Raw genomic sequence first — 12,696 nt, 5'->3', positions numbered from 1 at the left:
CGCGCCGTCCGCATCGCCTCCGAGCGACGGATCAACGAGGCGCGGATCGCGGTTTAACGACCCACCCCCGTTCTAGATGCCGAGATCCTTGGCGATGATCGTCTTCATGATCTCGGTGGTTCCACCGTAGATAGTTTGGATGCGGGCGTCGACGAACGCGCGCGACACCGGGTACTCGCGCATATAGCCGTAGCCACCGTGCAGCTGCAGGCAGCGGTCGGCGGTGCGGACCTGCAGTTCGGTGGTCCACCACTTCAGCCGGGCCGCCCGGGCTGCGGTGAGCTCACCGGTCAGGTGTTCGGCGATGCAGTCGTCGAGATAGGTTCGGGCGATATCGATTTCGGTGGCCAGCTCAGCGATCACGAACTGGGTGTTCTGCAGGCTAGAGATGGGGGAGCCGAAGGCATTTCGCTGCTTGACGTAGTCGAGGGTCTCAGCTAATACCCCCTCGGCGGCAGCAACCGCGCCCACCGCCAGCGAAAGACGCTCTTGCGGAAGGTTGTTCATGAGTTGATAGAAACCTCTGCCTTCCTCCTCGAGCAGGTTCTCGACGGGAACCCGCATATCGGTGAAGCTCAGCTCGCTGGTGTCCTGGGCGTGCAAGCCGATCTTCTCCAGGTTCCGCCCGCGGGAGAATCCTGGCGTATCCGGGTCGACCACCAGTAGCGATAGTCCCTTGTGTCGGTCGCGGGCAGTGCGTGCGGCGATGACGAACAAGTCCCCGGTTTGCCCATTGGAGATAAAGGTTTTCGCGCCGTTGACGACGTAATGGTCGCCGTCGCGCACCGCAGTGGTCCGGATTCCGGCCAGGTCGCTGCCGGCGCCGGGCTCGGTCATCGCGATACCGATTATCGTCTCGCCGGTCACCACACCCGGTAACCAGCGTTGCTTCTGTTCGGATGTGGTCAGCTCGGTCAGATACGGCAGCACGATGTCGTTTTGCAGCGATAAGGCGACCGCCTCGGCCGCTGCGCCCGCCCGTTGGAGTTCGTCAACGACGATCGCGTTGTAGCGGAAGTCGTCGACACCGGGCCCACCGAATTCCTCGGGCACCGAGAACGCCAGCAGCCCAAGCTTTCCCGCTTCGGTGAAGAGCGAACGATCCACGCAGCCGGCCTTCTCCCAGCGTTCGTGGGCCGGGACCACCGTCTGTTGCACGAAATCGCGTACCAGTTCTCGGAACTGCTGGTGCTCGGGGCTGTAAGTCACCATCAGCGGAAGGCGTCCATGCCGGTGAAGGCCTGGCCCAGGATCAGCTGATGCATCTCCGGGGTGCCTTCATAGGTGAGCACCGACTCCAGGTTGACCATGTGTCGGATCACCGGATACTCCAGCGATATCCCATTGCCTCCCAGGATGGTTCGCGCAGTTCGGCAAATCTCGATCGCTTCGCGGGTGTTGTTGAGCTTGCCGAAACTCACCTGCTCGGGCCGCAGTCCGACGCTGTCTTTGAGGCGCCCGAGCTGCAGTGCAAGCAGCAGGCCTTTGTGTAATTCGACGGCCATGTCGACGAGTTTGGCTTGAGTCAACTGGAATCCGGCGATCGGGCGGTCGAACTGGGTGCGCTGGCCGGCGTAGTCCAGCGCTGCCTGCCACGCCGAGCGCGCGGCGCCCATTGAGCCCCAGATAATGCCGTAGCGCGCTTCCGACAGGCACGACAGCGGGCCCTTGAGGCCCGTTACCTCGGGCAGCAGGGCGTCGTCAGGCAGCCGCACGTCGTCGAGCACCAGCTCGCTGGTAATCGACGCCCGCAGCGAAAGCTTGTGGTGGATCGTGTTGGCGGAGAATCCCGGTGTATCGGTGGGCACGATGAATCCGCGGATCCCATCGTCGGCGGTTGCCCACACGATCGCAACGTCGGCGACTGAACCGTTGGTGATCCACATCTTGCGCCCGTTGAGGATCCAGTCCGACCCGTCGCGTCGCGCCCGGGTGGTCATCGATGCCGGGTCGGATCCTGCGTCGGGTTCGGTCAGTCCGAAGCAGCCGAGCAACTCGCCGGCGGCCATGCCCGGCAGCCACTTTTGCTTCTGCTCTTCGGAACCGAATTTCCAGATCGCGAACATCGCCAGCGAACCCTGCACCGACACCATCGACCTGATACCGGAGTCGGCGGCTTCGAGTTCGGTACACGCCAAGCCGTAATGCACGGCCGAGGCCCCGCCGCAGCCGTAGCCCTCCAGGTGCATGCCAAGCAGGCCGAGCTGGCCGAAGTGTTTGGCAAGCTCACGGGCCGGAAGGTCACCGATCTCGAACCATTCGACGATGTGTGGGAGGACGTTTTCGGCGCAGAACTGCCGGACGGTGTCGCGAACCGCGATCTCGTCGTCAGACAACGACGCATCCAGGTTCAGCGGGTCCTGCGGGTTGAAGCTACTCATCCGGCCATCGTATGTCCGCAGCTCACTCGGAACACCGGCCCCGGTAGTGTCCGCTGGCGTGGTGCGTGCGCGGCAAGCTCTGGCCTGGCTGGGCGTCGACGTGGCTTGCGTGGTGCTGTTCTGCGCGGTTGGGCGGCGCAGTCACGACGAGGGGTTGAGCGTCGCGGGCGTAGCAACGACGGCCTGGCCGTTTCTGAGCGGGACCGCCCTGGGCTGGCTCGCCACCCGGGCGTGGCAGCGCCCGACGGCGGTGTTTCCCACCGGGATCGTGGTGTGGGTGTGCACGGTCGCGGTCGGGATGGTGCTGCGCAAGGCGACCTCCGCGGGGGTGGCCGCCAGTTTCGTGGTGGTGGCGGCCACGGTTACCGCGCTGCTGCTGCTCGGCTGGCGGGCGGCGCTGCATATGAGTGCCCGGTCGGCGTGACCATGGCGCGAACAGATCACGACACCTGGGGTCCGGCCACCAGTGTCGGAACTACCGCGACGCTGGTAGCGACGGCCAGGGCGTTGGCAACCAGGGCCGGGTTGATCAACGACCCGTTCGCCGAGCCATTGGTGCGCGCCGTCGGAGTCGACTTCTTCTCCGAGATCGCCAGCGGCGAGCGGGCTATCAGCGATCTTGGCGACGACAACGGATTCGCTTTGCTGACAGACCTTTTCGCGGTGCGCACCCGATTCTTCGACAACTTCCTCACCGATGCCGGGCGGGCCGGTATTCGGCAGGCGGTGATCTTGGCGTCGGGGCTGGACGCCCGGCCCTACCGGCTGTGGTGGCCGGCGGGCACATGCGTCTACGAGATCGATCAGCCGCAAGTCATCGAGTTCAAAACCCAGACGCTGCGGGGCCTGGCGGCCACCCCGACCGCCGATCGGCGCGCGGTAGGCATCGATCTTCGCCGCGACTGGCCGGACGCATTGCGCCGGCTCGGCTTCGACGCCACCAAGCCGACCGCGTGGATTGCCGAGGGGCTGTTCATCGGTTTTCTGGCACCCGGCACGCAGGACCGCTTGCTGAACAATGTCACCGCCTTGAGCGCCGCCGGCAGCAGGATGGCGGCCGATTATCTGCCCGACCAGAGCCGGCCGTTTGTCAGCCAGGAGCACGCTCTGGCGGAGCGCTGGCGACCGTACGGTTTCGGGCGCGACATGACCGAGTTCATCTATGCGGGCGAGCAGCACGACGCCGCCGAGTCCATGGCGGCGCTGGGCTGGAGAACCGTCGTGAGTGACCTTGCGGATCTGTTCACCGCTACCGGACTACCAGGGCTGCGTCGCCAGGATTTCGGTGGAGCACCTGTCGCCGGCCGGTACGTCAGCGCGGCGTTGGGGTAGCCCGGCGACGATGCAGAGTGCGTAGCGCGATGAGGAGGCGGGCAATCGAACCGAGCAGGATCGGAATGCGGCCGATAACGAGACGTTGGACATTGACGTGATATCCGTGCGCTTCGTGGTGGTGGGGCCCGACGACCCGCTGGCAGCGCCGCTATTGGCCGAGCTGGCAGTCGAGTACTCCGAGCGGTACGGCGGTACTCCGGAGATGCATCTAACGTGGTTGCCTGTTCCGCCCGCCGAGCTCGCCGCCCCGGACGGCGGCCTCGTGATCGGACTGCTGGACGACCTCCCGGTCACCGGCGGCGCGTTCCGGCGGTTCGATGCCGACACCGTGGAATTCAAGCGGATCTGGACCGACAGCGGACACCGTCGCCGCGGCTACGCCAAGGCGCTACTGGCCGAACTGGAGGCCACCGCCGCCAGCAGGGGCTATCGGCGGGTGTACCTGATTACCGGCGACCGCCAGCCGGAGGCAGAGGCGATGTATCGGGCCACCGGCTATACCGAGATCGATGCGCCATCGGTTTCATGGGGACCGTTCCGTCCGATCGCGTTCGCCAAGGGTTTGCCATGACCGATCAGCTGCATCTCGGTGTTGCGCTCGACGGCTACGGCTGGCATCGGCGCGCCTGGCAAACCACGCTGGGTGCCGACCCCACGACGGAGTCGGTGCTCAGCGGCCGGTACTGGGCCGGCCTGGCGGCGACCGCCGAGCACGGCTTGCTGGATTTCCTGACCATCGACGACACCCTGACTCCGCAGCCAGGACGCCGCGAGGAGATCTCCCCGCGACGGCTGGCCGGTCGCGCCGACGCGGTCCTGATTGCCGCGCGCATTGCCCCGGTCACCCAGCACATCGGGCTGGTGCCGGTGGCCACCGTCACCCACACCGAGCCGTTTCACGTCTCGAAGGCCATCGCCACCTTGGACCACATCTCACACGGGCGGGCGGGGTGGCAGCCTCGGGTGAGCTCAACCACACATGAGGCGGCATTGTTCGGCCGGCGCAACGGATCACAGTCGCCTGACGGCCTGTTCGACGAGGCCGCCGACGCCGTAGAGGTGGTCCGCCGGTTGTGGGACAGCTGGGAGGACGACGCGGTGATTCGCGACGTGTCCACCGGGCGCTACATCGACCGGACCAGGCTGCATTACATCGACTTCGCCGGGAAGTACTTCTCGGTGAAGGGGCCTTCGATCACCCCGCGTCCGCCTCAGGGCCAGCCGGTGGTGACAGCGTTGGCGCACGCACCGCGCATCTACGAATTCGCTTCTGCTACTAGTGACCTCGTTTTCATCACGCCAACCGATGACGCCTCGGTGCGCTCCATCATCAGCGAGGTGCATGCGGCCGGCGGTGCCCGGCTGAAAATCTTTGCCGACGTGGTGGTGACGTTCGGCGGTGACTCCGATTTCGGGTCTGACGCACTGGTATTCGGTGGCAGCCCAACGGAATTAGTCGAGCTGCTGCTGGGTTGGCAGCGGCTCGGCATTAACGGGGCACGGCTCCGTCCGGCTGTCAACGCCACGGATCTTCCGGTAATTGTCGACGAGGTGGTGCCACTGCTGCAACGCGCCGGGCGATTTCGCACCAGCTACTCTGAGCATGAGACATTGCGCCAACGGCTCGGCCTGCCTACGGCGCCCAACCGATATGCGGCGAGCCGATGAGCCGCGCCGGCGACGATGCAGAGCGAAGCCATGAGGAGGAGCGGCGCCAATGAGCACCGTCCCGCTTTCGATTCTGGATCTGGCGCCGATCAGCGCCGGCAGCGACGCCGCGACGGCCCTGCGCAACACCATCGACTTGGCGCAGCGTGCCGAGCAATGGGGGTATCGGCGGTTCTGGATCGCCGAACACCACTTCGTCGGCGTCGCCAGCTCGGCACCGGCCGTGCTGATCGGCCAGATCGCGGCCGCTACCAACACGATTCGCGTGGGCGCAGCTGCGGTCCAGCTCAGTCACACCACGGCCGCCGCGGTGGTGGAGAGCTTCGGCATGCTGGATGCCTTCTATCCGGGCCGTATCGACCTTGGCGTCGGACGAGGGCAACGACGCGACACCGGGTTCAAGCCGAAGTCGCCGTCGAACAAAAACCGTCCGCCGCGGCAGTGGCGCGAAGTCGACGGTGTGGTGATCCCGCTGCCGTTCGACCTGCGTGGGCTGCTCGACAAGGAGCGGGTGCGGGCGACCATGGGGATCCTGCAACAGCCCGAGGCCGTCGCGCCCGACTTCGCCGAACAACTCGGCGACATCATCGCGATGCTGGACGGCACGTATGAAGTCGACGGTTTCGATGTGCACGCCGTGCCGGGCGAGCGATCCGGGCTAACACCTTGGATCTTCGGCAGTACAAGGGGTCAAAGCGCCAGGATGGCCGGTGCGCGCGGGCTGCCGTTCGTGGCGAGCTATCACATCACCCCGGCGACGGCGCTGGAAGCCATTGACGCATACCGCGATTCGTTCGTTCCATCGGCCACCCTAAATCAGCCCTATGTCGTGGTATCTGCCGACATCGTCGTTGCCGAGGACAGCGACACCGCAAGCCGATTGGCCGCTGGATACGGGCAATGGGTGTATTCCATCCGCACCGGTGTTGGCGCCATGCCCTACCCGGCTCCAGAGGACTGCCGACCGCTCACCGATGAACAGCTGCCCGTGGTCAAAGACAGGCTGGAGACGCAATTCGTCGGCAATCCGGATGAGGTCGCAGAGCGGCTGACCGCGCTGCAACGGCTGACCGGCGCCGACGAACTGTGTGTCACGTCGGTGACGCACTGCCACGAAGACCGGCTGCGCTCACACCAGCTCATGGCGCAGCGGTGGGGGCTAACGTCATGAGCCGCAAGCCGATTCACCTGGCCGCGCACTTCCCGGGCGTCAACAACACCACCGTGTGGACCGATCCTGCCGCGGGCAGCCAGATCGATTTCGATTCGTTCGTGCATTTGGCTCGCACCGCCGAACGCGGGCTGTTCGACTTCTTCTTCCTGGCCGAGGGTCTGCGGCTGCGTGAGCACCGCGGCCGGATTTACGACCTGGATGTGGTGGGCCGCCCGGATACCTTCACCATGCTCGCTGCGCTGGCCGCCGTCACCGACCGGCTCGGGCTGACCGGGACCATCAACACTACCTTCAACGAACCGTTCGAAGTGGCAAGGCAATTCGCCACTCTCGACCACCTGTCCGATGGCCGCGCAGGCTGGAACATGGTCACCTCTTCGGATGCCTTCACCGGCGAAAACTTCCGGCGTGGGGGCTTCCTCGACCACGCCGATCGTTATCGCCGCGCCGAGGAGTTCCTCACCCTGGCATGCGAATTCTGGGACAGCTGGGCTGCCGATGCCGTGGTGGCCGACGTCGACGCCGGCATTTATGTCGACCCGGGCCGCGTCGGGACCGTCGAACATCACAGCAGCCAGTTCGACGTGCGCGGACTGGCGACGCTACCCGCCGGGCCGCAGGGGCATCCGGTGCTGTTGCAGGCCGGCGACTCTGACGACGGCCGTTCGTTCGGCGCCAGGCACGCCGACGCGCTGTTCACCCTGCACGGATCTCTAGAAGACGGGCAGCGCTACTACGCCGACGTGAAGGGCCGTGCGGCCTCCTATGGGCGAGATCCCGACCAGCTCAAGGTCTTTCCGGCCGCGACGTTCGTGCTCGGCGACACCGCCGAAGAGGCAGCGGAGCGGGCGGTGCATATTCGTCACCAACAGGTCAGCGGCGCGACGGCGATCGCGATGCTCGAGCAGGTCTGGGGCCGTGAACTTTCCGACTACGACCCCGACGGGCCGCTGCCCGACTTCGATCCCAGCGGTGACACCAGCATTACCCAGGGCCGCGTCCGGCACGGCGACCCGATCGCAGTGGCCCGCAGGTTCCGCGAACGGGCCGAAGCCGAGAAGCTATCGATCCGCGAGCTGGTCATCGCCGTCACCAGCCGCGAGCAGTTCGTTGGCACCGCCGCGCACATCGCCGACGAGATCGACCGCTACGTGCAGGCAGACGCGTGCGACGGATTCATTCTGGTGCCGCACCTGACCCCGCACGGCTTGGACGACTTCGTCGAACAGGTGGTGCCGCTATTGCAGGAGCGTGGCGCGTTTCGCACCGAATACCGCGGCCACACCCTGCGCGATCATCTCGGGTTGACGAGCTGACGAACTACTTGTGATACGCGTCGTCTTGGATAACTTTGACGCCCCGCCAGCCCCAGTAGACGCAGTGCCGCTGGATGAGCCCGTCAACGATCTCCATCACCTCGACGAAGTCCATCTGCTCACCGTCGGGTGTAGCGCGCGGATATTCGAAGATCATTGTTCGCTCGCCATCGGTCAGGAAGCCCTTCCGGTAGTAGGTGCGCAGGGGCGGCTTGCGTGCCGCCACTTGCTCGAGCAGCGGTCGCAGTTCGTCGTGCCCGTGGCACACGCCGGTTTCGGTGCCCATCGTTAGCGGTACCGCCGGACTCTCCAAGATGGCGTCGGGTGCATAGAGCGCAAGCAGTCCCTCGACATCGTCATTGCTCAGTGCCTTGTCCCAGTCGTGGTAAATGCGCTCGGCGGTCTCTTGGAAACTCTCGTTATTGGCCATGTCTCACCGAGTACCCGATCAACGCGTCAGCCCTACCTGGCCCGCGGCGGGGTCAGGTAGGGCTGACGGTCTCCGTCTAACCGGCCATGAACTCGTTGTAGGCCGACTCCAGATCGGGCGACAGCACCGAGGTGTTGCACTGGCGCTGGGTGTCACCGATGGGCGACAGAATGCCCCGCAAGTCGTAATACTCCTGCGGGTGTGCGGTGAAGTAGCTCCGCAAATCCGACGCCGCTTGCCCCCGGGGCTCGTTCCTCGCTGCCGTCACGACCGCGTTGGCGCCTGGGTGATTGTTGAGGTACTGGGTCGCCGATCCCGTCACCGAGCTGACCGTATTGGCCACCCCGGCCGGACTACAGTCCGGCGCCGCGGACGCCGTCGGCGCCGCAATCACCGTGGCAGCAAGTCCGGCGAGTAGACCGCAACCGGCGGCGCGCCGGCGCATGGTCGTACCACTGAATTTCATCATTGTTTGCTTCCTTCAAGACGCAGATTCATCACGGGGTTGCCGATCCCCCAAGACACACGGCCCAACGTACGCGAACGTCTGACGGTGGAAGTTGGTGCAGGAGAAGCGTTTCAGCGCTCGGATGTGAAGGGAGTCTCAGATGAGGCGAATTTCGGTAAGTATTCGGTCAGAGCGGCAGCGTTTTCTTAAAGAACGCGTTCGGCTCTTAGGTAATCGTGACATGCAACGTGATCGAATTGTGACGTCGGCGCCCGCCTATTGCGCCAACGCAGTCGCTTCAGCGGTGGCAGTGCGGATCGGGCCCCGCCACAAGTCGCCGTGCCCGGGCACCAGAACTTCGGTATCCAACAGCGCCAGCGCCGCCAGGCTGCGGATGCAGCCGTTCTGGTCGTGGCTGAACACCTCCGGCAGCAGTTGCGGGCCGCGGTGCCTTAGAAGCGGGTGCCCGGTGATCAGCGCGTCGCCGCTGGCCAATATGCCGTCGACGAGATACGAACAATGACCGCCGGTATGACCTGGAGTGGGGATGGCCATCGGGTGGCCGGGCAACCCCGCCGCCACCTCGGCCGTCAGCGGCTGCGTGGTCGGGATGCCCTCACGGATCAGACCGCCGCTGCGCACCACGTGGGTGGCCCACAGCGCCCACCGGGGCCGCCAAATGCGCAGAGCGATATCGAGCGGCGAGGCCTGTTCCAGATACTCCCGCTTGGTGTGGCCGACCTCGTCGGGATGGCAATACACCGGGGTGCCGTGGGTCTTGGCGAACCAGATCGCCGAGCCCATGTGGTCGATGTGGGCGTGGGTGAGCAGGATGGCCCGCACATCGCCGGCCCGGTATCCCAGCTGCGCTAACGAGGCCAGCACGTCGTCGCGGTCACCCGGATATCCGGCGTCGATCAGCATGACCCCGCTGTTGTCGGTGACCAGCAGCCAGTTGACCGCCCCGCCCTGGGCGAGATGCACGGTCTCGGTGACGGCCTTCAGCACCGGTGCCATGTCGGAGAGTTTAGGCACCAGGTATAGGAGTAGAAACGACAGCGTGGCTGAACTCAAACTGGGATATAAGGCGTCCGCCGAACAATTCGCACCGCGTGAGCTCGTCGAGCTGGCCGTCGCCGCCGAGGCTCACGGCATGGACAGCGCGACGGTCAGTGACCACTTCCAGCCGTGGCGACATGAGGGCGGGCATGCCCCGTTCTCGCTGGCCTGGATGACCGCCGTCGGGGAACGCACCAAACGGCTCCAGTTGGGTACCTCCGTGCTCACCCCGACATTCCGGTACAACCCGGCCGTCATCGCGCAGGCCTTCGCCACCATGGGGTGTCTCTACCCCGATCGCATCTTTCTCGGTGTCGGCACCGGGGAGTCGCTCAACGAGATCGCGACGGGATACGAGGGCGACTGGCCGGAATTCAAGGAGCGTTACGCCCGGCTGCGTGAGTCAGTGCGGCTGATGCGCGAGTTGTGGCTGGGCGACCGGGTCGACTTCGAGGGTGAGTACTACCACACCAAGGGGGCTTCGATTTACGACGTGCCCGAGGGCGGCATACCGATCTACATCGCAGCGGGAGGACCCCAAGTTGCCAAGTACGCGGGCCGCGCAGGCGACGGCTTCATCTGCACCTCCGGCAAGGGCGAGGAGCTGTACAAAGACAAGCTAATCCCCGCTATGAGGGAGGGTGCGGAGGCGGCGGGCAAGAATCCCGACGAGATCGACCGGATGATCGAAATCAAGATCTCCTACGACACCGACGCGGACCTGGCGCTGGAGAACACCCGGTTCTGGGCGCCGTTGTCGCTGACCGCCGAACAGAAGACCAGCATTCACGACCCGCTCGAGATGGAGAAGGCCGCCAACGAGTTGCCGATCGAACAGGTCGCCAAGCGCTGGATCGTGGCATCGGACCCAGACGAGGCGGTCGCGAAGGTGAAGGACTACATCGACTGGGGGCTCAATCACCTGGTATTCCACGCGCCGGGCCACGACCAGCGCCGATTCCTGGAACTCTTCGAAAAGGATCTCGCGCCCAGGCTGCGCCGACTTGCCTGAGCCCTCAGCGATTTACGTCGCCGCTCCCGAAGGGGAGACCGGCAAGTCGACGATTGCGCTGGGGATCCTGCATCGGCTGGCCGCGACGGTGGCGAAAGTCGGTGTGTTCCGGCCGATTACGCGATCCGGGGAGCGCGACTACATCCTGGATCTGTTGCTGGCCCACGCCACCGCCGGCCTGCCCTACGAGCGCTGCATCGGTGTGACCTACCAGCAGCTCCATGCCGATCGTGACGCCGCGATCGACGACATCGTCGAGCGCTACCACGCGATGGCCGCCGAGTGCGACGCCGTCGTCATCGTCGGCAGCGACTACAGCGACGTCACCAGCCCCGCCGAGCTGAGCGTCAACGCCCGCATCGCGGTCAACCTCGGCGCGCCGGTGCTGCTGGCCGTGCGGGCCAAGGATCGCAGCGCCGAGCAGGTCGCGCGGGTCGTCGAGGTGTGTCTGGCCGAGCTGAATGCCCAGCACGCACATACTGCCGCGGTGGTGGCCAACCGCTGCGAGCCGTCGCAATTGACCGCCGTCGCCGACGCGCTGCGCCCGCTGGACCTGCGGACATACGTCCTGCCCGACGAACCGCTGCTGGTGGCGCCGACGGTAGCCGACCTGCAGACCGCAGTGAACGGAACGCTGGTCAGCGGCGACACCGCGCTGATGAACCGTGAAGCGATGGGCGTTGTTGTCGCCGGAATGACGGCCGACCATGTGTTAGAGCGTCTGCGTGACGGCGTCGCGGTGGTCACGCCCGGCGACCGCTCCGACGTTGTGCTGGCGGTCGCCAGCGCCCATGCGGCCGAAGGGTTTCCGTCGCTGTCGTGCATCATTCTCAACGGCGGATTCGAGTTGCACCGGTCGATCGGGGCACTGGTGGCCGGCCTGCGGCTACGGCTGCCGATCGTCGCTACCAAGCTGGGCACCTTCGACACGGCCAGCGCGGTGGCGTCGGCGCGCGGCCGGGTGACCACGTCGTCGCAGCGCAAGATCGATACCGCGCTGCAGCTGATGGAACACCACGTCGATCTCGGGGACCTGTTGGCGCAGTTGGCGATCCCAATCCCGAAGGTGACCACGCCGCAGATGTTCACCTACCAGTTGCGCGAGCGGGCCCGTTCGAATCGCAAGCACATCGTGCTGCCCGAGGGTGACGACGATCGAATCCTCCGCTCGGCCGGCCGGCTGCTACAGCGTGACATCGCCGATCTGACCATCCTCGGCGATGAGAGCCAGATCCGCGCTCGCGCTGCCGAACTCGGCGTCAACCTGGATGACGCCACAGTGTTCGATCCGCGCACCAGCGAGCTGTGCGACCAATTCGCCGAACAGTCCGCGCAGCTGCGCGCCAAAAGGGGCGTCACCGTCGAGCAGGCCCGGGAGATCATCCACGACGTGTCCTATTTCGGGACCATGCTGGTGCACAACTCCCATGTTGACGGGATGGTGTCCGGCGCCGCACACACCACGGCTCACACGGTCCGTCCGGCTTTCGAGATCATCGGCACTGCTACAGGCACTTCGACGGTGTCCAGCATCTTTTTGATGTGTCTGCCGGATCAGGTGCTGGCGTACGGCGACTGCGCGATAGTCCGCGACCCGACAGTCGACCAGTTGGCCGATATTGCGATCAGCTCTGCGCGCACCGCCGCACAATTCGGCATCGAGCCACGGGTCGCGATGCTGTCCTATTCCACCGGTGGATCCGGCACGGGTGCGGATGTCGACAAGGTCAGGGAAGCAACCGGATTGGTGCGCGACCGGGCGCCGCAGCTGCTGGTCGAGGGTCCGATCCAATACGACGCCGCAGTCGAGCCCTCGGTGGCGGCCAACAAGCTGCGCGATTCGCCGGTCGCCGGACGGGCCACGGTGCTGATC

The 12,696-nt window shown here is 65.6% G+C and carries 13 protein-coding genes; 8 read left to right on the top strand and 5 right to left on the bottom strand.

The window, feature by feature from the left end:
- Nucleotides 1-72: 72 nt before the first annotated feature.
- Nucleotides 73-1,212 (bottom strand): acyl-CoA dehydrogenase family protein, encoded by a 1,140-nt coding sequence (locus tag WBF82_RS22430; RefSeq protein WP_424385127.1) that lies wholly within the window; start codon nucleotides 1,210-1,212, stop codon nucleotides 73-75.
- A complete protein-coding gene (locus tag WBF82_RS22425) occupies nucleotides 1,212-2,381 on the bottom strand; it encodes an acyl-CoA dehydrogenase (protein WP_424385126.1) in 1,170 nt (389 codons plus the stop codon). The genes WBF82_RS22430 and WBF82_RS22425 overlap by 1 nt, the downstream gene beginning before the upstream one ends.
- A 61-nt stretch (nucleotides 2,382-2,442) precedes the next feature.
- Here WBF82_RS22425 and WBF82_RS22420 point away from each other — a divergent pair, with 61 nt between their 5' ends.
- The 6 genes from WBF82_RS22420 (at nucleotide 2,443) to WBF82_RS22395 (ending at nucleotide 7,874) form a co-directional block, all read left to right on the top strand.
- The gene (locus WBF82_RS22420; protein ID WP_424385129.1) at nucleotides 2,443-2,805 is read left to right on the top strand and encodes a DUF3054 domain-containing protein; all 363 of its coding nucleotides are present in this window, start codon (nucleotides 2,443-2,445) and stop codon (nucleotides 2,803-2,805) included.
- Nucleotides 2,806-2,807: 2 nt separating this feature from the next.
- The gene (locus WBF82_RS22415) at nucleotides 2,808-3,713 is read left to right on the top strand and encodes an SAM-dependent methyltransferase (protein ID WP_424385125.1); all 906 of its coding nucleotides are present in this window, start codon (nucleotides 2,808-2,810) and stop codon (nucleotides 3,711-3,713) included.
- A 106-nt stretch (nucleotides 3,714-3,819) separates the two neighbouring features.
- Nucleotides 3,820-4,287 carry a GNAT family N-acetyltransferase gene (locus WBF82_RS22410; protein ID WP_424385124.1) on the top strand — a complete coding sequence of 156 codons (468 nt, stop codon included), beginning with the start codon at nucleotides 3,820-3,822 and terminating at the stop codon, nucleotides 4,285-4,287.
- Nucleotides 4,284-5,384, top strand: a complete 1,101-nt coding sequence (locus WBF82_RS22405; protein ID WP_424385123.1) for an LLM class flavin-dependent oxidoreductase — start codon at nucleotides 4,284-4,286, stop codon at nucleotides 5,382-5,384. Before WBF82_RS22410 ends, WBF82_RS22405 begins: the two co-directional genes overlap by 4 nt.
- Nucleotides 5,385-5,433: 49 nt before the next feature.
- Entirely contained in the window at nucleotides 5,434-6,555 is a 1,122-nt protein-coding gene (locus tag WBF82_RS22400; protein ID WP_424385122.1) for an LLM class flavin-dependent oxidoreductase, read from the top strand.
- Complete coding sequence (locus WBF82_RS22395; protein ID WP_424385121.1) at nucleotides 6,552-7,874, top strand: NtaA/DmoA family FMN-dependent monooxygenase; 1,323 nt, start codon at nucleotides 6,552-6,554, stop codon at nucleotides 7,872-7,874. Before WBF82_RS22400 ends, WBF82_RS22395 begins: the two co-directional genes overlap by 4 nt.
- A 4-nt stretch (nucleotides 7,875-7,878) precedes the next feature.
- Here WBF82_RS22395 and WBF82_RS22390 read toward each other — a convergent pair whose 3' ends face one another.
- The 3 genes from WBF82_RS22390 to WBF82_RS22380 all read right to left on the bottom strand — a co-directional run bounded on the left by WBF82_RS22390 (nucleotide 7,879) and on the right by WBF82_RS22380 (nucleotide 9,769).
- On the bottom strand, nucleotides 7,879-8,304 hold the full coding sequence (locus WBF82_RS22390) for a nuclear transport factor 2 family protein (RefSeq protein WP_424385120.1): 426 nt from the start codon (nucleotides 8,302-8,304) through the stop codon (nucleotides 7,879-7,881).
- A 76-nt stretch (nucleotides 8,305-8,380) separates the two neighbouring features.
- Complete coding sequence (locus tag WBF82_RS22385; protein ID WP_424385128.1) at nucleotides 8,381-8,770, bottom strand: heme-binding protein; 390 nt, start codon at nucleotides 8,768-8,770, stop codon at nucleotides 8,381-8,383.
- A 258-nt stretch (nucleotides 8,771-9,028) separates the two neighbouring features.
- Nucleotides 9,029-9,769 carry an MBL fold metallo-hydrolase gene (locus WBF82_RS22380; RefSeq protein WP_424385119.1) on the bottom strand — a complete coding sequence of 247 codons (741 nt, stop codon included), beginning with the start codon at nucleotides 9,767-9,769 and terminating at the stop codon, nucleotides 9,029-9,031.
- Nucleotides 9,770-9,812: 43 nt separating this feature from the next.
- Here WBF82_RS22380 and fgd point away from each other — a divergent pair, with 43 nt between their 5' ends.
- Nucleotides 9,813-10,823 carry a glucose-6-phosphate dehydrogenase (coenzyme-F420) gene (gene fgd, locus WBF82_RS22375; protein WP_424385118.1) on the top strand — a complete coding sequence of 337 codons (1,011 nt, stop codon included), beginning with the start codon at nucleotides 9,813-9,815 and terminating at the stop codon, nucleotides 10,821-10,823.
- On the top strand, nucleotides 10,816-12,696 hold a 1,881-nt coding region (gene pta / locus WBF82_RS22370), incomplete at its 3' end, for a phosphate acetyltransferase (RefSeq protein WP_424385117.1). The genes fgd and pta, both read left to right, overlap by 8 nt.

The sequence above is a fragment of the Mycobacterium sp. genome, from assembly GCF_049673265.1.
Classification (GTDB): Bacteria; Actinomycetota; Actinomycetes; order Mycobacteriales; family Mycobacteriaceae; genus Mycobacterium.
This window is presented reverse-complemented; position numbering and strand designations above follow the sequence as displayed.